20 protein-coding genes are annotated in these 22140 nt (G+C 74.9%); 12 read left to right on the top strand and 8 right to left on the bottom strand.

The features are described from left to right. Positions 1–121 precede the first annotated feature (121 nt). The 3 genes from V6U82_RS29740 to V6U82_RS29730 all read left to right on the top strand — a co-directional run bounded on the left by V6U82_RS29740 (position 122) and on the right by V6U82_RS29730 (position 4353). Positions 122–2275, top strand: a complete 2154-nt coding sequence (locus tag V6U82_RS29740; protein ID WP_334467188.1) for an ATP-binding SpoIIE family protein phosphatase — start codon at positions 122–124, stop codon at positions 2273–2275. A 9-nt stretch (positions 2276–2284) separates the two neighbouring features. After that, positions 2285–2962, top strand: coding sequence for an HAD family hydrolase (locus V6U82_RS29735; protein WP_334467186.1), 678 nt, complete (start codon positions 2285–2287; stop codon positions 2960–2962). Between the two features lie 101 nt (positions 2963–3063). After that, positions 3064–4353 (top strand): cation:proton antiporter domain-containing protein, encoded by a 1290-nt coding sequence (locus V6U82_RS29730; protein WP_334467184.1) that lies wholly within the window; start codon positions 3064–3066, stop codon positions 4351–4353. A 47-nt stretch (positions 4354–4400) separates the two neighbouring features. Here V6U82_RS29730 and V6U82_RS29725 read toward each other — a convergent pair whose 3' ends face one another. Next, positions 4401–5387, bottom strand: coding sequence for an NAD(P)/FAD-dependent oxidoreductase (locus V6U82_RS29725; protein ID WP_334467215.1), 987 nt, complete (start codon positions 5385–5387; stop codon positions 4401–4403). A 53-nt stretch (positions 5388–5440) separates the two neighbouring features. On the opposite strand from V6U82_RS29725, the gene V6U82_RS29720 reads away from it, so the two are divergent. Beyond that, the gene (locus V6U82_RS29720; protein ID WP_334467182.1) at positions 5441–5665 is read left to right on the top strand and encodes a DUF3072 domain-containing protein; all 225 of its coding nucleotides are present in this window, start codon (positions 5441–5443) and stop codon (positions 5663–5665) included. Between the two features lie 2 nt (positions 5666–5667). Here V6U82_RS29720 and V6U82_RS29715 read toward each other — a convergent pair whose 3' ends face one another. Both V6U82_RS29715 and V6U82_RS29710 read right to left on the bottom strand, forming a co-directional pair. Further along, positions 5668–6168, bottom strand: coding sequence for a metallophosphoesterase family protein (locus V6U82_RS29715; RefSeq protein ID WP_334467179.1), 501 nt, complete (start codon positions 6166–6168; stop codon positions 5668–5670). A gap of 83 nt (positions 6169–6251) precedes the next feature. Continuing rightward, positions 6252–8072, bottom strand: coding sequence for a glycoside hydrolase family 15 protein (locus V6U82_RS29710; protein WP_334467177.1), 1821 nt, complete (start codon positions 8070–8072; stop codon positions 6252–6254). Between the two features lie 111 nt (positions 8073–8183). Between V6U82_RS29710 and V6U82_RS29705 the strand changes: the two genes are divergently transcribed. Beyond that, on the top strand, positions 8184–8771 hold the full coding sequence (locus V6U82_RS29705) for a general stress protein (protein ID WP_334467175.1): 588 nt from the start codon (positions 8184–8186) through the stop codon (positions 8769–8771). A 53-nt stretch (positions 8772–8824) separates the two neighbouring features. Here the strand turns inward: V6U82_RS29705 and V6U82_RS29700 are convergent, their stop codons facing one another. Then, positions 8825–9409 carry a DUF1684 domain-containing protein gene (locus V6U82_RS29700; RefSeq protein ID WP_128137962.1) on the bottom strand — a complete coding sequence of 195 codons (585 nt, stop codon included), beginning with the start codon at positions 9407–9409 and terminating at the stop codon, positions 8825–8827. A 114-nt stretch (positions 9410–9523) separates the two neighbouring features. Here V6U82_RS29700 and V6U82_RS29695 point away from each other — a divergent pair, with 114 nt between their 5' ends. Further along, positions 9524–10006 carry a MarR family winged helix-turn-helix transcriptional regulator gene (locus V6U82_RS29695; RefSeq protein ID WP_128137961.1) on the top strand — a complete coding sequence of 161 codons (483 nt, stop codon included), beginning with the start codon at positions 9524–9526 and terminating at the stop codon, positions 10004–10006. An 11-nt stretch (positions 10007–10017) separates the two neighbouring features. Further along, positions 10018–11004 carry a pirin family protein gene (locus V6U82_RS29690; protein WP_334467173.1) on the top strand — a complete coding sequence of 329 codons (987 nt, stop codon included), beginning with the start codon at positions 10018–10020 and terminating at the stop codon, positions 11002–11004. Positions 11005–11048: 44 nt separating this feature from the next. Here V6U82_RS29690 and V6U82_RS29685 read toward each other — a convergent pair whose 3' ends face one another. Next, a complete protein-coding gene (locus V6U82_RS29685) occupies positions 11049–11174 on the bottom strand; it encodes a hypothetical protein (RefSeq protein ID WP_255498982.1) in 126 nt (41 codons plus the stop codon). A 141-nt stretch (positions 11175–11315) separates the two neighbouring features. Between V6U82_RS29685 and V6U82_RS29680 the strand changes: the two genes are divergently transcribed. Next, complete coding sequence (locus V6U82_RS29680) at positions 11316–12905, top strand: phospholipase D family protein (protein WP_334467169.1); 1590 nt, start codon at positions 11316–11318, stop codon at positions 12903–12905. Here V6U82_RS29680 and V6U82_RS29675 read toward each other — a convergent pair. After that, the gene (locus V6U82_RS29675; protein ID WP_334467168.1) at positions 12854–13600 is read right to left on the bottom strand and encodes a hypothetical protein; all 747 of its coding nucleotides are present in this window, start codon (positions 13598–13600) and stop codon (positions 12854–12856) included. The genes V6U82_RS29680 and V6U82_RS29675 overlap by 52 nt on opposite strands. Positions 13601–13934: 334 nt before the next feature. Between V6U82_RS29675 and V6U82_RS29670 the strand changes: the two genes are divergently transcribed. Continuing rightward, positions 13935–14756, top strand: coding sequence for a SigB/SigF/SigG family RNA polymerase sigma factor (locus V6U82_RS29670; RefSeq protein WP_128139135.1), 822 nt, complete (start codon positions 13935–13937; stop codon positions 14754–14756). 135 nt (positions 14757–14891) lie between these two features. Next, entirely contained in the window at positions 14892–17501 is a 2610-nt protein-coding gene (gene hrpB, locus V6U82_RS29665; RefSeq protein WP_334467167.1) for an ATP-dependent helicase HrpB, read from the top strand. Between the two features lie 3 nt (positions 17502–17504). Here hrpB and V6U82_RS29660 read toward each other — a convergent pair whose 3' ends face one another. Next, on the bottom strand, positions 17505–18230 hold the full coding sequence (locus V6U82_RS29660) for a PP2C family protein-serine/threonine phosphatase (protein ID WP_334467166.1): 726 nt from the start codon (positions 18228–18230) through the stop codon (positions 17505–17507). Positions 18231–18443: 213 nt separating this feature from the next. Between V6U82_RS29660 and V6U82_RS29655 the strand changes: the two genes are divergently transcribed. Both V6U82_RS29655 and V6U82_RS29650 read left to right on the top strand, forming a co-directional pair. Continuing rightward, positions 18444–21050 (top strand): glycoside hydrolase family 9 protein, encoded by a 2607-nt coding sequence (locus V6U82_RS29655; protein ID WP_334467165.1) that lies wholly within the window; start codon positions 18444–18446, stop codon positions 21048–21050. A 45-nt stretch (positions 21051–21095) separates the two neighbouring features. Beyond that, a complete protein-coding gene (locus V6U82_RS29650) occupies positions 21096–21416 on the top strand; it encodes a DMT family transporter (RefSeq protein WP_128137261.1) in 321 nt (106 codons plus the stop codon). On the opposite strand, the gene V6U82_RS29645 is transcribed toward V6U82_RS29650, so the two are convergent. After that, the gene (locus tag V6U82_RS29645) at positions 21394–21936 is read right to left on the bottom strand and encodes a DinB family protein (protein ID WP_334467164.1); all 543 of its coding nucleotides are present in this window, start codon (positions 21934–21936) and stop codon (positions 21394–21396) included. The two genes, V6U82_RS29650 and V6U82_RS29645, sit on opposite strands and share 23 nt — an antisense overlap. Between the last annotated feature and the right edge of the window lie 204 nt (positions 21937–22140).

Raw genomic sequence — 22140 nt, 5'->3', positions numbered from 1 at the left:
TTTCCCGACATGCCCCCCGAACCGGCCCTGACCTGCCTGAACGTCCGCGCCGCCCGGCGCCGGCATCCGCCACGGACGCATGATCGGAACCCGTCGGCCACGCTCCGGTTAGGCTGCGGTCATGCCAGGCACCGTCGGTCGGGTTCCCACACCGTCCGCCCCCGCACCGGGAGCGCCCACCGATCCCGTCGTCGGCGATCAGGCGGCCGGGGCCGTCCACCCCTGGGCCGGCACGCCGCTGGGCGCCCCGCACACCTGGGATCCCGCGGTACGCGCCGTGACGGACGTGGTGCTCGCCTCCCCGGTGCCGATGGCTCTCCTCCTCGGCGACGACCTGGTGGTCTTCTACAACGACGGGTACGCCGAGCTGATCGGCGACCGGCACCCGGACGCGCTGGGCCGGCCGGCGGCCGAGGCGTTCGCCGAGGTGTGGCGCGACCCGGGCGCCGGTGAGGCGCTGGAGCGGGTCTACCGGCACGGCGAGCCGTTCCTGCAACGGGAGGCGGTGCTGCCGGCCGACCGGCAGGGCCCGGCCGAGCCGGCCGTGTTCACCCGGGGCCACTGCCCGGTCCGCGACTCCACCGGGCGCATCGTCGGCGTGCTCACCGTCTCGGCGCAGACCACCCAGCTGACCCAGCAGTTGCAGAGCCTGAGCGACTTCGCGGCGGCGCTGGCCGGCACGCTCACGCTCGACGACGTGGCGCGGGTGACGCTGCGCTACTGCCTGCACTCCTTCGACGCCGACCGGGTGTCCTTCGCGGTGGACGAGGGCAGCGCGTGGCGGCTGGTCCGCCGCATCCGCGGCGAGCTGCTCGACGAGGCCGACGAACGGCTGCCCCCGCTGTGGCGGAGGATGTCCGCCGAGTCGGCGCTGCCGGCGGTGGTGACCGCGCGCAGCGGCGTGGCCTCGTTCGTCGCCGACGGGCAGCCGCTGCGCGGCGTCGCGGCGGACCGGCACGACGAGAAGATCAGCGCGCTGGCGGCGTTGCCGCTGCGTACCACGGTGGTCCGGGGCTCGCTCACGGTCGGCTACCGGACGCCGCGTCCCTGGTCCCCGGCCGAACGGGCGCTGCTCACCGCGTCCGCGGAGCTGGTCGGCCAGGCCGCCGAGCGGGCCCGCCGTTTCGAGACCCAGCACGGCACCGCCCAGATGCTGCAACGCAGCATGCTGCCGGAGCGGCTGCCGGACCTGCCCCGGCTGCGGATCGCCGCGCGCTACGACCCGGGCGTGGACGGCAACGCCGCCGGCGGCGACTTCTACGACGCGTTCCTGCTGCCCACCGGCGCGCTCGGCGTGGTGCTGGGCGACGTGGCCGGGCACGACGTGCAGGCCGCCGCCCGGATGGGCCAGGTACGCGCCGCGCTGCGCGCGCTCGCCCTGGTCGACCCCCGCCCGGACGCGGTGCTCGACGGGCTGGACCGGCTGGTGGCCAGCCTCGGCGTCGAAGGCGGCACCCAGGAGCTGTTCGTGACTGTGGTCTTCGGTGTGGTCGAGGCGGACCGGGAGCGGATCACGCTGGCCAGCGCCGGTCATCCCGCGCCGCTGATCCGCCGCGCCGGGCCCGACGCGGCGGTGGCCGAGTTCGTCGACGTGCCGCCCGCTCCTCCGCTGGGCCTGGGCGGGCGGGCGCGTACCGCCACCGTGCCGTTCCGCCCGGGCGACACCCTGCTGCTCTACAGCGACGGCGTGGTGGAGCGGCGCTGGCAGGATCTGGCCGCCGGGATGGCCGGGCTGGGCGCGGCGGTGACCGGGGCCGCCGGCGGCGATCCGCGCGCGCTCTGCGCGGTGGCGACCGCGTCCGTGCCGGGCGCCACCGAGGACGACGTGGCGGTGCTCGCGGTGGAGTACGCGGTGCGCCCCAGCCGGTCGGCGAGCATGGAGGTGCCGGCCGAGCCGACCGCGCCGAGCCGGGTCCGGCACTGGATGACCGCGCAGCTCGGCGAGTGGCGGGTGCCCGAGGCGGTGATCGGCGCGGCGGTGCTGTGCACCAGCGAGCTGACCACGAACGCGTTGCTGCACGCCGGCACCGCCGCCCGGGTCGAGGTCGACCTGTCGGCCGAGCGGCTGCTGGTGTCGGTGGCCGACTCCGGCACCCGGGGTCAGGTCACCCGGGCGCAGACCGACACGCTCAGCAGCCGGGGCCGCGGGCTCGGCCTGATCGAGGAGCTGAGCGACGCCTGGGGCACCGATCCGGCCGTACGCGGCTCGACCGTGTGGTTCGAGATCCTCATTCCGTCGGGTGAGCCGCGCGTCGGCGACGCCCCGGGCGGGTAGGAGCCGGGCATGGCCGACGACAAGCGACGCGGTGTCCTCTTCGACGTGGACGGCACCCTGGTCGACACGACGTACCTGCACACGGTGAGCTGGTGGGAGGCGCTGCGGCAGGGCGACCACCGGGTGCCGATGGCGCGGATCCACAGGTCCATCGGCATGGGCTCGGACAAGCTGCTCGACCACCTGCTCGGCGCGGAACGGGACCGGGACGCCGACGGCCGGTTGCGCGACGCGCACGACGCGCTCTACGCCGAGTACTGGGAGCGGCTCGCGCCGCTGCCCGGTGCGCGGGAGCTGCTGCGCGCCTGCGCGGAGCGGGGACTGCGGGTGGTGCTGGCGACCTCGGCCGCCGAGCACGAGGTGACCGCGCTGCGCGCTGCCCTGGACGCGGACGACGTGATCGACTCGGTCACCTCGTCGGCCGACGCGCAGGAGAGCAAGCCGGCGCCGGACATCCTGGTCGCCGCGCTGGAGCAGTCGGGGCTGGCCGCCGAGCGGGTGGTGTTCGTCGGCGACTCGGTCTGGGACGTGGCCGCCGCCGGCAAGCTGGACATCCCCTGCATCGGCCTGACCTGCGGCGGCACCGGCCGCGCGGAGCTGGCCGGCGCGGGCGCGGTGGCGGTCTACGACGACCCGGCGGCGCTGCTGCACGCCCTGCCGGACAGCGCCATCGGCACGCTCGGCTGACCGGCCGTCCGATCGGCCGGCGCGCGCAGGCTTAGCCGGGCCCGCTTCGGGGCACTGCTGGACTCCGCCGCCCGGTCCACGGGCGACCGAAGGGTGGTGTCGTGGAACCGGTCGATGTCGCGTTCGCTCTGCTGGGCGTCGGTGCGCTGCTGGCCGGGGTGCTGCCCCGGGTCCTGGAGAGACGGCCGCTGTCGATGCCGATCGCGTTCCTCGGGCTCGGCATGCTCGTGTTCGTGCTGCCCACCGGTCTGCCCACACCGGACCCGCTGCGCTGGCCGGAGCTGACCACCCACCTCACCGAGGTCGGCGTGATCGTCGCGCTGATGGGCGCCGGCCTGAAGATCGACCGTCCGCTGAGCTGGGCCCGCTGGTCGTCCACCTGGCGGCTGCTGGCGATCGCCATGCCGCTGTGCATCGCCGCGGTGGCGCTGCTCGGCTGGTGGTGGGCCGGCCTGGTACCGGCCGCGGCGCTGCTGCTCGGCGCGGCGCTCGCCCCCACCGACCCGGTGCTCGCCTCCGACGTGCAGGTGGGCGAACCGACCGATGTGGAGGACTCGGAGGACGAGGTGCGCTTCGCGCTCACCTCGGAGGCGGGCCTGAACGACGGGCTCGCCTTCCCGTTCGTGTACGCGGCCATCGCGATCGCCACCACCGGGCTCGCGCCGTCCGGCTGGCTCGGCGAGTGGTTCGCCGTGGACGTGCTCTACAAGCTCGCCGCCGGGGTGGGCGGCGGGCTGCTCGTCGGCTGGCTGCTCGGCAAGCTGTTCTTCCGCGCCCCGAGCAAGCTGCGGCTGGCCAAGCACTCCGAGGGCTTCCTGGCGCTGGCCGCGACGTTCCTCGCGTACGGGCTGGTCGAGGTGATCGGCGGGTACGGCTTCCTGGCCGTGTTCGTGGCCGCCCGCGCGATCCGGGCCGCCGAGCGTACGCACGAGTTCCACTCCGTGCTGCACGACTTCGCCGAGCAGGTGGAGCGGCTGCTCACGGTGCTGTTGCTGCTGCTGTTCGGCGGGGCCGTGATCGGCGGGCTGCTCGCGCCGCTGACCTGGCAGGCGGCGCTGGCCGGGCTGGCCCTGGTGCTGGTGATCCGGCCGCTGGCCGGGTGGCTGGCGCTGCGCGGGGCGCCGGGCAGACCGGCCGAGCACTGGGTGATCTCGCTGTTCGGCATCCGCGGCGTCGGCTCGTTCTACTACCTGGCGTACGCCACCAGCAAGACCGACTTCCCGCAGGCGGATCTGGTCTGGGCCACCGTCGGTCTCGTGGTGGTGGTGTCGGTGGTGGCGCACGGTATCGCCGCGACACCGGTGATGCAGTTGCTGGACCGGGAGGGCGAACGCACCGGCGAGGACACGCGGGCCGGGTCGGCGGCGCAACCGGTGGGCGCCACCGGCTGACCGGATCGGACCGGATCCTCAGCCCGGCCGACCGGTGGCGGCCCGGATCAGCCCAGCCGGGCCGCGAGCGCGCGGCCCAGGTCCCGGCCGGAGCGCCAGGCGGTCTGCACGCGCGGGCGGCCGAACGCGTCGCCGGCCAAGCCGATCCCGTCGTCGTCCAGGTGGAACGCGGCGCTCCCGGGGTGCGCCGCCGGGGTCGCGTACGTCCAGCGGTGCACGTGGGCCGACACGGCCGGCTCGGGGAGTCCGAGCAGGTCGCGGACCGCCTGCTCGATCGCCGGACGGGCGGCGGTGGGCTGGAGCAGGTGCCCGGCGGCGAAATCGGCTGTGGTGTGCGCGACGAGCACCGGCGCGCCGTCGCCGCGCCGGTCGCCGTCGTCGCAGACCAGGCTGAGCACGGGGTGGTCGTTGACGAACGCGCCCCGGAAGTCCGGCCAGCGGCGGGCCGGGAAGTGCAGCACCCCGCTCAGCGCCGACGACCAGCGCTGCGCGGCCACCGCCCGGGTGGCCGCGGCCAGCGCCGGGTCCAGCAGCAGCGCGGCCTGCGGGCCGGGCATGGCGAGCACGACCGCCTCGGCCTCGGTGCCGTCCACCCGGGGGCCGGGCTCGACCGTCATCACCAGCCGGTCGTGCGTCACCGGCAGGTCGCCGGCCAGGTGCTCGACGAGCGAGCGCAGCCCGCGCGGCGCGGCCCAGCGCATCGGCCCGCTGGCCTGCTCGCGTCCGCCCGGCCCGTACGCGACGAGCGTGTCGGTCCACTCCCGCGCCAGCCCGGCGGCCCGCCACCGGTCCACCACGGCGGCGAAGTCCGGGTCGTCCACGGTGAAGTACGCGGCGCCCAGGTCGGCCGGGCGGCCGTCGAAGCGCTTGCTGGCCATCCGCCCGCCGGTGACCCGGGCCCGTTCGCGTACCCGCACCGGGACACCGGCCCGCGCCAGCTCGTTCGCGCACGCCACCCCGGCGATGCCCGCACCGACCACCACCACGCCCGCCCGGTCCGCCGTCACCAGGTGATCGTAGGCGGCGGGCGGCATGAACCCGCCGGGCCGGGGGTAGTGGTACACCTGTTCGAGGAGAGGTGATCAGCATGGCCGACCGCAACAACGCCAGCGGCAGCAACGTGAATCCGGACGCCGCCGTCAAGGATCCGGACGACTGGGTCACCGGCGACGAGCCGCCCACCGCCGCCCAGGAGTCGTACCTGCACACCCTGGCCCAGGAGGCGGGCGAGCCGGTGCCGGAGGGCCTGACCAAGGCCGAGGCGTCCCGGCGGATCGACGAGCTCCAGGCGGAGACCGGCCGGGGCCGCTGAGGTCAGCGCGGGGGCAGGCGGTGCAGCTCGACCCGGTCGAGCCGCCCCGCCGCCACCCGGGCGGTCAGGTAGGTGGCGTACGGCTGCGCCCGCCGGTCGGTGGGCGAGCCGGGGTTGAGCAGGCGCAGGCCGCCCGGGGCGACGCTGTCCCAGGGGATGTGCGAGTGTCCGAAGACGAGCAGGTCGCTGTCGCCGTACGCGGCGGCGCAGCGCTCCTCGCGGCGGGTCTTCGGGCCGGTCTCGTGCACCACGGCGACCCGCAGGCCGTCCAGCTCGACCCGGGCCACCTCGGGCAGCCGGGCGCGCAGCGCGGGGCCGTCGTTGTTGCCGTACACCCCGACCAGCCGGCGCGACCGCTCCTCCAGCGCGTCCAGCAGCGCCACGTCGACCCAGTCTCCGGCGTGCACCACCACGTCCGCGGCCTCGACGGCCGCCCACAGCACCGCCGGAAGATCCCGCGCCCGCTTCGGCACATGCGTGTCAGCCACGATCACCAGATCCACCCCCTCATCCTCCCCCAACCCGCTCCTCGCCGGGGCGATCATGAAGTTGGCGGCACTCAGGGAGATCGAATTCGCCGTCAAGTTCATGATCGACCGAGAGGGGCGGCGCCCGCGGAGGCGGGCGAGGTGGCGCGGGCGGCGGCGTCGGTGATCCGGCCGGCGGCGATGATCAGGCCGATGTGCGAGTACGCCTGCGGGAAGTTGCCCATCTGCTCGCCGTTGTCCGGGTCGATCTGCTCGGCGTACAGGCCGAGGTCGTTGGTGCGGGCGGCGAGGCGTTCGAACAGCCGCCGCGCCCGGTCCAGTTCGCCCGCCTCGGCGAGGCACGCGGCCAGCCAGAACGAGCAGATCACGAACCCGGCCGGGTCGCCGTCCCAGCGCCGCAGCAGCCCGTCGCGGGACAGCCGCCGTTCCAGCACGTCCATCGTGGCGCGCATCCGCGGGTCGCTCGCCGGCAGGAAGCCGACCAGCGGCATGACCAGCACCGAGGCGTCCAGGTCGTCCGAGCCGAACACCCCGGTGTACGCGCCGACCCGCTCGTTCCAGCCGCGGGTGAGCACCGCCGCCCGCACCTCGTCGCGCGCCGCGGCCCAGCGTGCCACGTCGGCGGGCTCGCCGATGCGGGAACCGAACCGGACCGCCCGGTCCAGCGCGGTCCAGCACTCCACCTTCGACGACACGTAGTGCCGCTCCGGGCCACGTCCCTCCCACATCCCCGCGTCGGGCCGGTGCCAGCCGCGCTCGGCCTGGTCGGCGAGCGTCCGCAGCAGGTCGCGGACCTCCGGCGACATGGGGTCGAGGTAGTACCGCATCAGCCAGGCGGCGTCGAGCACCTCGCCCAGCACGTCGTTCTGCCGCTGCCGCCACGCGTCGTTGCCGACGAGCACCGGCCGGCTGTGCTCGTACCCGGCCAGGTGGTCGAGGTCGTGCTCGGTCAGGTCCCGCTCCCCCTCGACGCCGTACATGATCGGCACCGGCTCGTCGCCGATCCGGCCCATCGCCCGGGCCACCCAGGTGAACTGCCGGTCCGCCTCGTCCGGGCAGGCCGCCCGCCAGAGCGCCTGGAGGGTGAGGCTGAAGTCGCGCAGCCACACGTAGCGGTAGTCGTAGTTGCGGTCGCCGCCGAGCCGCTCCGGCACCGAGGTGGTGGCCGCCGCGACCACGGCGCCGCTGGGCGCGTACGTCATGCCCTGCACCGCGAGCGCGCTGCGCCGCACCTCGTCACGGTACTCGCCCTGGTAGTCGTGCAGCGCCGACCAGGACTGCCAGCCGGCGACCGTCTCGGCCACCACCTCGGCGGCGTCGGGCAGCGCCGGTTCGGCGCCGGCGTACGTCGGGGCGTACCCGAGGGTGAAGCGGTGCCTGCTGCCGGCGCGGGCGGTGAACCTCCCGGTGGCGGCGCCCCCGGCGATGGTCAGCGGGACGTCGGCGCGCAGCTCCAGCCGGCAGGCGCCGGCGGTGGCGGCCACCACCCCGTCGCGCTCGGTGAGGTAGGCGCCGACGCGGCCGTACTCGAACCGCGGCGCGTACTCGACGCGCATCGGCACCTCGCCGGTCAGCCCCTCCACCAGCCGGGCGAGCACCCGCGGCGACCGCATCCCGATGTCGTGACCACGCGCGCCGGGCTCCAGCGCCAGCGCGTCGGTCACGGCGACCGTGCCGGTCGCCGTGGTGAAGACGGTACGCAGCACAAGCGTGTCGTCCAGGTAGGACCGGCTGCTGGTGGCCGCGCCCTCCGGGCGGATGGTCCAGTGCCCGGCGTCGGAGTCGAGCAGGCGCCCGAACACCGACGGCGCGTCGAACCGGGGCGGGCACCACCAGTTGACCGCGCCGTCGGTGTCGACCAGGGCCGCGCTGCGCCCGTCGGCGAGGAACCCGTGCTCGCTGATCCGTCGGTTCGGCACGACTGTGGCTACCCGGCCCAGGTGCCGCCATGCCTGGCCACATCGGTGCCGCTCGGCGCGTTACCGCTGTCCGGCGGCGGGAACGCGGCGGGTTGACGAAGGAGGATCCTCATGACCAGACCCTCGACTCCGACCGCGGCCTGGCAACCCGGAATGCCGGGCAGCGACAACCTCCCGTCCGGCCCGGGCGGTCGCCCGACGCCGCCGAGCGGGGACGGGCACGGTCCGCACGCCGGGGCGCCGACCGTCACGATCGGCTCGTATCCGGACTATCCGTCCGCCCAGCGCGTGGTGGACTATCTGGCCGACAACCGGTTCCCGGTGGAGCGTACCTCGATCGTCGGTACGGACCTCACGCTCGTGGAGACCGTGATGGGACGGCTCAGCACGGGCCGGGCGGCCCTGCTCGGGGCCGGCACCGGCGCCTGGTTCGGTTTGTTCATCGGGTTGCTGTTCGGCATCTTCACCGCCGGGAACTGGCTGGCGGTGATCCTGGTCGGGCTGGTGATCGGTGCGATCTGGGGTGCGGTGTTCGGCGCGGTCGCGCACGCCATGAGCGGTGGGCAGCGTGACTTCACGTCGGCCAGTTCGCTGCGGGCCGCCCAGTACGCGGTGACCGTGGACGCGGAGCTGGCCGACCAGGCCCAGCAGATGCTCAGCCGGATGCACCTGACACCGACCGGCGCCACCGCCCGCTGACCGGCGGTACGCCACATCGAGGGAGGGCCCCGCCGGGGTCCTCCCTCGGCGCGTCAGTGGTACGCCCGCTCGCCGGCCCGCAGCGGCACGTCCACCCGGTTCTCCGGCGGGGCCAGCGGGCAGGCCCACCTGTCGTCGTAGGCGCAGCTGGGGTTGTAGAGGTAGTTGGCGTCCAGCCGGACCCGGCCGCCGGGGAGCACGGTCAGGCCGCGGCCGAAGGTGCCCTTGACCGTGTCGGTGAGGTACCGGCCCCCGCCGTACGAGCCGTCGCCGCAGGTGCCGTCGCGCAGCGGCAGGAACAGCCCGCCCCCGTACGCCTCGATCCACCACAGCGTGAGCGGCCCCCACGGCGTCTCGGCGACCGCCACCCGCCGATACGCGACCACCCCGTCCGGGCCGCCGGTGTCGATGCGCAGCTCCCCGGAGGCGGGGCGCAGCGGCGCCTCCACCACCGCCGACGGGTCGGGCGGATACCAGCGCAGCCCGGTGAGGCCGGGCCGGTCGGCGGGCGGCACCGGGCTGCTCGGGTGGGTGCGGAACAGCTCGTCGCGCGCGGCCCGGAAGCCGGTCAGGTCGAGGTCGGACAGGTAGAGCCGGGCCACCTGCTCCCGCCAGTCGAGCAGGTCGAGATCGTCCATCCCCCGACCCTAGCCGGATCACACGTTCAAAGTTTTAAGAGTGGCTCCGCCAGAGCGCACGGCCTCGCGGCTGGAGGGCTTGTTTAAATTTTAAATAGTGCTACTCTCGGCGTCATGACGGAGAGCCTGGACGCCGAGCGGACGGCCTGCTGGCGCGCGTACATCGAGTCGAGCCAGCGGCTGTTCACCCGGCTCGAGGACGACCTGCGCGCCGACAGCGACCTGAGCTTCGCCGACTACCACGTGCTGGTGCTGCTCTCCGAGGCGCCCGGTCAGCGGCTGCGCATGGGTGAGCTGGCCGACCGGCTGGTGTTCTCTCCGAGCCGGCTGACCTACCAGATCACCACCATGCAGAAGCGCGGCCTGGTGGCGAAGGAGGCGTGCCCGGCGGACCGGCGCGGCAGCGAGGCCGTGCTCACCGCGGCCGGCCTGCTCGCCCTGCGCGAGGCCGCGCCGCACCACCTGCGCTCCGTCCGCGCCCACCTGATCGACGACCTCGACGACGCCGAGGTCGCCTGCCTCACCCGGGTCTTCGAGCGGCTCGGCCGGCGCCTGCGCGCCGACCGCACCGCGTCGTCCACCCCGGCCGACAAGTAAGGAGTCCCGCGATGCCCGCGATCACCGTCGACGACGTCCTCGTCCTGCCCCGCCTGCCCGAGCTCGGCGAGGCCACCGAATACCGCCAGGTCCGTCGGGTCACCACCGCCCCCAGCGGGTACGAGGGCGAGGGCTTCCCGGTCCGCCGGGCCTTCGCCGGGGTGCCGATGACCGAGCTGGACCCGTTCATCCACCTCGACCAGATGGGCGAGGTCGACTACGCGCCGGGCGAGCCGAAGGGCACCTCCTGGCACCCGCACCGCGGCTTCGAGACGGTGACCTACATGATCGACGGCATCATGGACCACCAGGACTCGACGGGTGGCGGCGGCACCATCACCGACGGCGACACCCAGTGGATGACGGCCGGTAGCGGCCTGTTGCACATCGAGGCCCCGCCGGAGCACCTGGTGATGAGCGGCGGGCTGTTCCACGGCCTCCAGCTCTGGGTCAACCTGCCCCGGGTGGCCAAGATGAGCGCGCCCCGCTACCAGGACATCCGCGGCCGGGAGTCGGCGCTGCTGACCACGCCCGACGGCGGCGGCCTGATCCGGGTCATCGCCGGCGAGGTCGCCGGGCACAAGGGGCCGGGCTCGACGCACACGCCGATCACCATCGCGCACGTCACGTTGCAGCCCGGCGCCGAGCTGAGCCTGCCGTGGCGGTCGGACTTCAACGCGCTGGTGTACGTGCTGGCCGGCCGCGGCACTGTCGGCACCGACCGGCGGCCGATCCACCTCGGCCAGCTCGCCGTGCACGGGCCCGGTGAGGCGCTGCGGATCACCGCCGACCGGACGCAGGACTCGAACGCCCCGGCGCTGGAGCTGTACCTGATGGGCGGCCGGCCGATCCGCGAGCCGGTGGCGCACTACGGTCCGTTCGTGATGAACACCCGGGCCGAGCTGATCCAGGCGGTCGAGGACTTCCAGGCCGGCCGGCTCGGGGTGATCCCGACCGGGCGGGTGCCGCACACCGACGGCCAGGGCGAGCGGCCCTGACCTGCTACGGGCGCCCCGGTTCGCCGGGGCGCCCGGCTGCGGTCTCAGGAGACGGCGAAGATCCCGGCCACCCCGAGGATCACCATCAACAGGACCGCCACCAGCGCACCCCGCTCCCCCTCCACCGCCTGCTCGCGGTCGGTCACGGTGTTCGTCGTCTCGGCGGGCATGTCGGTGCCTCCTCGGTTTCGCGGTCCAGGGGTCCGGCGCACCCCTGACGCGCGGCACCGACGCCGACCTGCTGCTCGACGTGCGGGGCCCTGCCGGGGGTCCTACCGTGTGAGGACGTCGTCGACCTCGGGGGGTGGAACGTGACTCTGCGGGACTGGTTCCTCACCGCACAGGAACGCGCCAACCCGGCCTCTGAATTACCCGTCTGGACCGATGGAAACCTCGCCGAGCCGCTGATTCACGGTGCCGCGTACTTCGACCGCCTGGTCAGCGAGGTGGAGTCGCTCTCGGCGGGCGACCACCTGTTCTTCACCGACTGGCGTGGTGACCCGGACGAGCGGATGCGCCCGGACGGCCCGACGGTGGCGCAGTTGTTCGCCCGTGCCGCCCAGCGCGGCGTGATCGTCAAGGGCCTGGTCTGGCGCTCCCACCTCGACACGCTCTCCTACAGCGAGGCGGAGAACCGCGACCTCAGCGAGGCGATCCGCGCGGCCGGCGGCGAGGTGCTGCTCGACCAGCGGGTCCGGCGCGGCGGCTCGCACCACCAGAAGCTCGTGGTGCTGCGCCGTCCCGGCGACCCGCGCCGCGACGTCGCCTTCGCCGGCGGCATCGACCTGTGCCACAGCCGCCGCGACGACGCCGGTCACGCCGGCGACCCGCAACCGGTCGGCATGTCCCCCCGGTACGGCCCCACGCCACCCTGGCACGACGTGCAACTGGCGGTACGCGGGCCGGTGGTCGGCGCGCTCGACACCACGTTCCGGGAGCGGTGGACCGATCCGATGCCGCTGGACTCGGAGAACCCGATGGCGTACCTGCGGGACCGGATGCGCGGTTCCGACCTGCGCTCGGACCCGCTGCCCGAGCAGCCCGCCGACCCGCCGCCGTGCGGGCCGCACCACGTGCAGGTGCTGCGCACCTACCCGGCGGTGCGGCCCCGCTACCCGTTCGCCCCGGACGGCGAGCGCACCGTGGCCCGCGGCTACACCAAGGCGGTACGCCGGGCCCGGCGGCTGATCTACCTGGAGGACCAGTACCTCTGGTCGACCGAGGTGGCCGAACTGTTCGCGCAGGCGCTGCACGAGCACCCGGACCTGCACCTGGTGGCCGTCGTCCCCCGGCACCCCGACGTGGACGGCCGGCTCGCGCTGCCGCCGAACATGGTCGGCCGGGAGCAGGCGCTGTCGCTGTGCCACCGGGCCGCGCCGGAGCGGGTGCACGTGTTCGACGTGGAGAACCACGACGGCACGCCGGTCTACGTGCACGCCAAGGTCTGCGTGGTGGACGACGTGTGGGCCAGCGTGGGCAGCGACAACTTCAACCGCCGGTCCTGGACGCACGACAGCGAGCTGTCCTGCGCGGTGCTCGACGACACCCGCGACGAACGGGCGCCGGGCGACCCGGCCGGGCTGGGCGACGGCGCCCGCGTGTTCGCCCGCGACCTGCGGCTGCGGCTGTGGCGCGAGCACCTGGACCGCGATCCCGGCGGCGGGCAGGACGACGACCTGCTGGACCCGGCGGACGCGGTCGCGGCGATCACCGCGGCGGCCGACGAGCTGGACCGCTGGCACGCCGAGGGCCGGGCCGGTCCGCGTCCGCCGGGCCGGTTGCGGCCGCACCGCCCGGAGCGGCTGCCCTGGCGTACGCGGCTCTGGGCGCTGCCCGCGTACCGGCTGGTCTACGACCCGGACGGCAGGCCGCTGCGCGCCCGGCGGGCCGGCACCTGGTGAAGGTCCGCCGGCTCGTCCGGCTCGTCCGGCACGTTCGGGCGGGCGGGGTACGCGAACGACACGCGCGGCGAGTAGAACCCCCAGCACACGTGCAGCGGGTTGGCCGGCCGCAGCGCGTGGACCGGGTGCTCCGGGGCGGGGAACTCCACCGACTCGACCTCGAACGGCGACACCGGCTCGGCCACGTACGGGTAGTCGGTGACGATCAGCTCACCGTCGCCGCGGGTGAGGTAGCGGTGGTGGCCGTTGTGCGCCTCGGTGCCGGTGTGCCCGACCCGGGCGGTGACCCGGATCAGCAGCGTGCCGTCGGCGGCCCGGGTCTCGCCGGTGAGCTGATCGCCCCGCAGGTCGAGGCGGGTCTCCCCGGGCGCGGCCGGCGCGCCCCGTGCGGCGGCGTACCGCCGGACCCGCTCGCTGGAGGAGAAGTAGTGCGTCCACCAGCCACCGGGCGTCTCGCCGTCGGGCGGGTCCATGTCCGCCAGTGAGACACCCAGGTAGGTGAGCGAGTACGCCCCGAAGCCCGAGGTCTGCGTCTCGTCGTCGACCACGTACTGGTTGACGAACACCTGCCGCTGGGGGTGCGGGCGCAGGCCCGGGGGCAGCAGCGTGTCGGCCGCGCCGGGATCCGCCGGGAGCCAGCTGAACAGCAGCGTCCGGGCGTTGATGACGAGTTGCGGCGCGGCGGGATCCAGCACGGTGCCTCCGTTGACGTGTCGTTACGGACGCTACGGGCGGTCCCGTCGGGGGGACAACGACAGAAAGGCGACACTTCGGCCACCTGTCGGATTCCACGTTGACCGGTCGGGGTACGTCCGGGGCCGACCGGTCGGCGCGGCCCGCCCACCCCGCCGAGCGTGATATCGACCGGCTCATGCCTTTCATGGCTGCTTACACCTTAAGTACATCGTACTTTCGGCTAGATTTCCGCAGCACGATCGGGCTATGGTGGCTTCCGAACGTACGACCGACACCTAAACCTGAGCGTCACGTCTTTTTTCTTCCGTGGACGAGGTGCAGGGAGGACCACCCATGACCGCTCCCACGATCAGCGCCCCGGCGACCACGCCGGCCGCCTCCGCGAAGCTCGACCCCCGCTCGCTCACCGACAGCGCCGCCGACCTGCTCGCCGCGATGGCCGCGCTGCCCGCCGACCACCCGTCGCGGCCCGCACTGCGCGACCGGGCCATCGAGGCGTGGCTGCCGCTGGCGAACCACCTGGCCCACCGCTACAGCGGCCGGGGCGAGCCCAACGACGACCTGGCGCAGACCGCCGCGATCGGCCTGATCAAGGCGATCGACAAGTTCGATCCGTCGCGCGGCGTCGACTTCGCCGGCTACGCCATCCCCACCATCATCGGCGAGCTGAAGCGCCACTTCCGCGACCGCACCTGGGACATCCGGGTGCCGCGCCGGCTCCAGGAGCTGCGCCTGGCGATCTCCGACGCCAACAGCACCCTGCTCCAGACGCTCGGCCGCTCGCCGACGGTCGCCGACATCGCCGCCCACCTCAAGCTCACCGAGGAAGAGGTGCTGGAGGGCCTGGAGGGCGCCCGCGCGTACAACGCGGTGTCGCTGTCCACCCCGACCGGCGACGGCGAGCGGGCCACCGAGCTGGGCGACCTGCTCGGCGGTGAGGACGGCGAGTTCGAGCTGGCCGAGATGCGGGTGGCCCTCGGCCCGGCGCTCGCCACGCTCGACCAGCGCGAGCAGAAGATCCTCACGCTGCGCTTCTACGGCAACCTGACCCAGTCGCAGATCGCCGAGCAGATCGGCGTCTCGCAGATGCACGTGTCCCGGCTGCTGGCCCGGGCACTGACCAAGCTGCGCGGTCAGCTCGACGGAACGTACTAGCAAGAGGGGGCGGCGGCCGGGTCGGCGGACCCGGCGCGGCGGCCCACCCGGCCCGGTCGGCGGTGCGCCGGCCGGGCCGTTCCGCGTTCCGGGGGCGACGCGACCCGTCCGGCGGCGCGGTGCGAGAGTGGATCGGTGCTCGCCGACATCCCGCTCGACCTGCCGGTCCGCCCGGTCCTGCCGGCGCTCGTCGGCGCGCTGCGCGAGCGCGGCGCCGCCGTCCTGGTGGCACCGCCGGGCACCGGCAAGACCACCACCGCGCCGCTCGCGGTCGCCGACGCGGTCACCGGCCGCGTGGTGATCGCCCAGCCCCGGCGGGTGGCCGCCCGCGCCGCCGCGCACCGGATGGCCGCCCTGCTCGGCGAGCGGGTCGGCGACCGGATCGGGTACGCGGTGCGCGGCGAGCGCCGCGCCGGGCCGCGCACCCGGGTCGAGGTGGTCACCACCGGCCTGCTGGTCCGCCGCCTGCACCACGACCCGGAACTGCCGGGCGTGGACGCGGTCCTGCTCGACGAGTGCCACGAGCGGCACCTCGACGCCGACCTGGCGCTCGCGTTCAGCGTCGAGGCCCGCGCGACGCTGCGCCCGGACCTGTGGCTGCTGGCGATGTCGGCCACCCCGCGGACGGACCGGTTCGCCGCGCTGCTCGGCGCCGGCGACCCCGCCCCCGTGGTACGCGCCGAGGCCGCGCTGCACCCGGTCGAGCGGGTGTGGGCGCCACCGCCGCGCCCGGTGACGCCACCCGGCGCCGGCCGGGTCGATCCGGCGCTGCTCGACCACGTGGCCGCCACCGTGCGCCGGGCGCTGCGCGAACGCGACGGCGACGTGCTCGTCTTCCTGCCCGGCGCGGGTGAGATCGCCGCCGTGGCCGGCCGGCTGGCCGGCCTGCGCGAGGTCGCGGTGCTGCCGCTGCACGGGCGGCTGCCCGGCCCGGCCCAGGACGCGGCGCTCACCCCGGCCGCCGGGCGGCGCGTGGTGCTGGCGACGGCGGTGGCGGAGAGCAGCCTGACCGTGCCCGGCGTCCGGGTGGTGGTGGACGCCGGACTGAGCCGGGTGCCCCGCACCGATCTGGCGCGGGGACTGGGCGCGCTGGTGACGGTGCCGGTGTCCCGGGCCGGGGCCACCCAGCGCGCCGGCCGGGCCGGACGGGAGGCGCCCGGCGCGGTCTACCGTTGCTGGTCCGAGGCCACGCACGAGCGGCTCGCCCCGCAGCCCGAACCGGAGATCGCCACCGCCGACCTGACCGGGTTCGCGCTGGAGCTGGCCGCCTGGGGCACACCGGACGGCACCGGGCTGGCGCTGCCCGACCCACCGCCGCCGGCCGCGCTGACGGTGGCGCGGGAGACGCTGACCACGCTCGGCGCGGTGGACCACGACGGCCGGATCACCGCGCGGGGGCGGGCGGTCGCGGCGGCGGGCACGCATCCCCGGCTGGCCCGGGCGCTGCTGGACGGCGCGCCCCGCGTCGGTGCCGAGCGGGCCGCCCAGGTGGTGGCGATCCTCGGCGAGGACACGCTGGGCGGGACGGGGGACGACCTGCCCGCCCGCTGGCGGCGGCTGCGCGACGGCACCGACCCGGCCGCCACCGCGCGCTGGCGCACCGAGGTACGCCGCCTGCGCGCCGCACTGCCCGCCGACGGCGCGGGCGAGCGCCCCGGCTCACCCACCGGCCCGGCCGATCGGCGACAGACCGGCGCCCCCGCCGGACGGGCGGCGCAGCGGCGCGACGCCGGGCGGTCGGCGGCAGACGAGCGGGAGCGCCTGCCGGACGATCTGGCCGCGGGGCTGCTCGCCGGACTGGCGTACCCGGAACGGCTGGCCCGGGCGCGGCGGCCGGGCGGGTCCGCGTACCTGATGGCCGGCGGGACCGCCGCGGAGCTGGCGCCCGGGTCGGGGCTGGCCGGAGCGGCGTGGCTGGCCGTCGCGGTGGCCGACCGCTCGCCCGGCGCGCCGGCCGCCCGGGTGCGGCTGGCCGCGCCGATCGACGAGGCGACGGCCCGGGAGGCCGGGGCGGCACTGCTGGACACCGGACGGGAGGTGGCCTGGTCCGGCGGGGACGTGGTGGCCCGCGAGGTGGTCCGGCTCGGCGCGGTCGAGCTGGTCGACCGGCCGCTCACCGCGCCGGAACCGGAGCTGGTCGCGGGGGCGCTGCTGGACGGGCTGCGGCAGGAGGGGCCGGGGCTGCTGCGCTGGACGCCGGAGGCGACCGGGCTGCGCCGCCGGCTGGCGTTCTGCCGCCAGGCGCTCGGCGACGACTGGCCGGACGTCTCCGACGCGGCGCTGATCGCCGGCGCGCCCGCCTGGCTCGGCCCGGAGCTGGCCCGCGCCCGCCGCCGGGCCGACCTCAGCCGGGTGGACGTGGCGGCGGCGCTGCGGCGGCTGCTGGACTGGCGGCAGGCCGCGCGGCTGGACGAGCTGGCCCCGGAACGGCTCGACGTGCCCAGCGGCTCGCGGATCCGGGTCGACTACGCCGACCCGGCCGCCCCGGTGCTGGCCGTCAAGCTCCAGGAGACGTTCGGCTGGCGGGACGTGCCGCGGATCGCCGACGGGCGGGTGCCGGTGCTGCTGCACCTGCTCTCCCCCGCCGGGCGGCCGGTGGCGGTCACCGCGGACCTGGCCTCGTTCTGGCGCACCGGGTACCCGCAGGTGCGGGCGGAGCTGCGTGGCCGCTACCCGCGCCATCCCTGGCCGGAGGACCCGACCACCGCCGAGCCGACCCGCCGGGCGAGCCCGCGCCGGCGGTGAGGGCTACACCTCGACCACGTCGGCGATCACGACGGTGATGTTGTCCGGGCCGCCGGCCCGTAGCGCCAGGTCGATCAGCCGGGCCGCGCAGGCGTCGCGTTCCGGCTGCTCGCTGAGCACCTCGGTGAGCGTGTCCGCGCGGACCACGTTGGAGAGGCCGTCGCTGCACAGCAGCCAGCGGTCACCGGCCCGGGGCACCATCGTGGCGTACGACGGGGAGACCTCGTCGCCCTGCAACGCCTGGGTCACGACCGCCCGCCGGGGATGGCTGCTGGCCTGCTCGGCGGTGATGACGCCCTGGTCGACGAGCATCTGCACGAACGTGTCGTCGCGGGTGACCTGCTTGAGCACGCCCTCGCGGTAGAGGTAGGCCCGGGAGTCGCCGACGTGCGCCAGCGCCAGGCAGCTGCCGGTGCGGGCGAACAGCAGCGCGGTGAGCGTGGTGCCCATGCCCTGGCGTTCCGGATCCTCCTCGACGGCCTGGCGGATCCGCGCGGTGGCCAGCTCGATCCCGCCCTGGAGCGCGGCGACGAGGGCGTCCTCCGGCGTCTCCACGTCGAGCGGGGCGATCGCGTCGATGGCGATGCGGCTGGCCAGGTCGCCGGCCGCCATGCCGCCCATGCCGTCGGCGACCGCGACCAGCCAGGCGCCCGCGTGCTGCGCGTCCTGGTTGCCGCTGCGGATCAGCCCACGGTCGCTCGCTCCGACGGAACGAAGCTTCAGGGTCATGGGTCGCAGCCTGCCAGGTCGAGGGCTCGGATGTCTCTAGGAGATCACTGACATCGTACGTGGCGCGCCGAATCGAACCGCGCGCGGGCGCGCGGCGATCATCGGGCCGGATCGATTGACAGCGGCGGAACGCGATGGAAACATCGGGCTGATATTGGGAGCGCTCCCAGCTTCCGGTCTCCCCCACCACCCCCGAGCACGGAAGGAACCTCCGTGACCCGATCCCGTCGTCGGCTCGCCGCGCTCGCGGCCACCACGCTGGCGCTCACCGGCCTCACCGCCGGCCCGGCGAGCGCCGAGGTGCCGCCGGACGCCCCCGAACAACTCCGCAACGGCGACTTCAGCGCCGGTGTCTCACCCTGGTTCTCGTACGGCACCGGCGACCTCGCGGTCGTCGACGGCCGGCTCTGCACCTCCGTCGCGGCGGGCACCGCCAACCCGTGGGACGCCGGCATCGGGCAGGACGCGGTGCCGCTGACCCAGGGCGCCGAGTACGAGCTGTCCTTCGACGTCTCCGCGACCCCCGGCGCGGCCGTCAAGGCGGTCCTCCAGCTCGGCAGCGCCCCCTACACCACGTACGCCAGCGTCGACGCGACAGCCACCGGCACCGCGCAGCGCGTCAGCACCACGTTCACCTCGCCGGCCGACAACCCCACCGCCCAGCTGATCTTCCAGGTCGGGGGCAGCGCCCAGGCGCAGACGTTCTGCCTGGACAACGTGTCGCTGCGCGGCGGGGAGCCGGCGCCGCCGTACGAGCCGGACACCGGGCCCCGGGTCCGGGTCAACCAGGTCGGCTACCTGCCCGGCGGGCCGAAGCACGCGACAGTGGTCACCGAGGCCACCGACGCGCTGCCGTGGCAGCTCAAGTCGGGGGCCGGCGCGGTGGTCGCCAGCGGGCAGACCACGCCGCGCGGCACCGACGCCGCCTCGGCGCAGAACGTGCAGACCGTCGACTTCTCCGCGTACCGCAAGCCGGGCACCGGCTACACGCTGACCGTGGACGGCGAGACCAGCCACCCGTTCGACATCTCCGGCGCGCTCTACGACCGGCTGCGCGCCGACTCGCTCCAGTTCTTCTACGCCCAGCGCAGCGGCATCGCCATCGACGGCGACCTGATCGGCGAGGAGTACGCCCGCCCGGCCGGCCACCTGGGCGTCGAGCCCAACCAGGGCGACACCGACGTGCCGTGCCAGGCCGGCGTCTGCGACTACTCGCTGGACGTGCGCGGCGGCTGGTACGACGCCGGTGACCACGGCAAGTACGTCGTCAACGGCGGCATCGCCACCTACCAGCTGCTGAGCACCTTCGAGCGGACCAAGACCGCCGAGACGGCCGACGGCGGCGCCGCCCTGGGCGACTCCACGCTGCGGCTGCCCGAGCGCGGCAACGACGTGCCGGACGTGCTCGACGAGGCCCGCTGGGAGCTGGAGTTCCTGCTGCGCATGCAGGTGCCGGCGGGCAAGCCGCTGGCCGGGATGGTCCACCACAAGATCCACGACCGGAACTGGACCGGCCTGCCGCTCTCACCCCAGGACGACCCGCAGCCGCGCGAGCTGCACGCGCCGTCCACCGCCGCCACGCTGAACCTGGCCGCCGTCGCGGCGCAGTGCCAGCGGCTGTACGCCCCGTACGACGCCGCGTTCGCCGCGCGCTGCGGCACCGCCGCGAAGACCGCGTACGCGGCGGCCAAGGCGCACCCGGCGATCTACGCCCCGGCCACCGACAGCACCGGCGGCGGCGCGTACGACGACACCAATGTCAGCGACGAGTTCTACTGGGCCGCGGCCGAGCTGTGGCTGACCACAGGCGACAAGGCGTACCTGGCCGACGTCACCGGCTCGCCGCTGCACACCGCCGACGTGTTCGCCGCCGGTGGCGCGTTCGGCTGGCAGAGCGTCGCCGCGCTGGGCCGCCTGGACCTGGCCACCGTGCCGAACACGCTGCCCGCCGCGGAGAAGACCCGCATCCGCGAGTCCGTCACCGCCGCCGCCGACCGCTACCTGGCCACGATCGCCGGCCAGGCGTACGGGCTGCCGTTCCCCGGCAGCGCCGACGCGTACGTCTGGGGCAGCAACAGCAACCTGGTGAACAACGCGATCGTGCTGGGCACCGCGTTCGACCTGAGCCGCGACGCGAAGTACCGGGACGGCGCGGTGCAGGCCGCCGACTACCTGTTCGGCCGCAACGCGCTGAACATGTCGTACGTGACCGGGTGGGGCGAGCAGCACGCCCGCAACCAGCACAGCCGGATCTTCGGCCACCAGCTGAACCCGGACCTGCCGCGCCCGCCGGCCGGCTCGCTCGCCGGTGGCCCGAACGCCGCGCTCCAGGACCCGTTCGCGGCGAACCTGCTCGCCGGGTGCGCGCCGATGTTCTGCTACGTCGACGACATCAACTCGTACGCGACGAACGAGGTGGCGATCAACTGGAACTCGGCGCTGGCCTGGCTCGCGTCGTTCCTGGCCGACCAGGGTGACGCCGGCGCGGTGCCGGCGCCGTCCTGCTCGGTCACGTACACCACGCACGGGAGCTGGCCGTCCGGCTTCACCACCCAGGTGACGGTGCGCAACACCGGCACGACGGCGGTGAACGGGTGGAGCCTGCGCTGGGCCTTCCTCGGCGACCAGAAGGTCGACCACGCGTGGTCGGCGCAGCTCGGCCAGAGCGGCGCCACGGTCACCGCGAAGAACCTGCCCTGGAACGCGAAGCTGGCGCCGGGCGCGTCCACCACGTTCGGCTTCAACGGGACCGCCTCCCGGTTCCCGAACCCGGATCCGGGGCTGGTCACCCTGAACGGCAAGGCCTGCACCGTCTCCTGACCGAGCTGACCGGGCGCCATCGCAGGACCGGGGTACGGTCCTGCGATGGCGTACCTGTTCCTGCTCGGCGCGATCACCGCCGAGGTGATCGGCACCAGTCTGCTCAAGGCAACCGACGGCTTCACCCGGCTCTGGCCCACGCTCGGCCTCGCCGCGGCGTACCTGTCCGCGTTCGGGCTGCTCTCGCTGGCCGTGAAGGACATCCCGGTCGGCGTCGCGTACGCGGTCTGGTCCGGCCTCGGCACCGCCGCCATCATGGCGATCGGCGCGGCGTTCCTGGGTGAGCCGCTGAGCGTGGCGAAGGTGGTCGGGGCGGGGCTGGTCATCGCCGGGGTGGTGGTGCTCAACCTCGGCGGCGCGCACTGAGCACGGCCGCCCGCAGCAGCCGGAGCTGCCCGATCTCGGCCACGTTCTTCATCAGCTCGGCGTTCACCCACGCGGCCAGGTCCGCGACGGTGAACCCCGCGTCGGCGGGCCAGGGGTACGCGGACGGCCGGTCCAGGTCGTCCTCGGTCAGCCCGTCCAGCGTGTCGGCCCACTCCGCCCGCAGCTCCCGCAGCCAGGCGACCGTGTCGTCGCCCGGCCCGGGCCACCGGATGTCGTCGCGTTCCCGCACCGGCCGCTGCCGCACGTGGTCGGCGGCGACCGACCACCACCAGCCGATGTGCCAGGTCAGCCACGCGATCGTGGGCACCGGCACCGGATCCGGCTCGGTGTCGGCCCAGTCGGGGCGCCAGCCGCCGTCCGGACCGGGACGCATGGTCCAGCAGAGCGTGCCCGGCTCCCGGAGGAAGTCCGCCGGCTCCAGCCGGTCGAGGTGGTACTCGGCGAGCGCCCAGGTCAGGTCGAACTGCCGGCGCAGCAGGCCGGTCACGGAGGCGGGCACGGCGCGATCGTGGCACGGCAGGCACCCCCGGTCGACCGGTTAACGCGCCCTCCCGGGAGCGGCGTGTCGCCCCGGAACAGAAGAGTTGCCTCTCCGGCGTTATGCCTCTCAGGCATATTTATGGGTCTTGTGACGTGTCTGTGGGTGGTTGGGCGCGTCGTTGATGGCGCACGCCGTTGTCCTGCCTAGGTTCTGGCTTGTCGA

The sequence above is a fragment of the Micromonospora sp. CPCC 205554 genome (assembly GCF_036902745.1).
Classification (GTDB): Bacteria; Actinomycetota; Actinomycetes; order Mycobacteriales; family Micromonosporaceae; genus Micromonospora; species Micromonospora tulbaghiae.
Note: the sequence above shows the minus strand (reverse complement) of the source record. Positions and strands in the feature narration are given on the sequence as shown.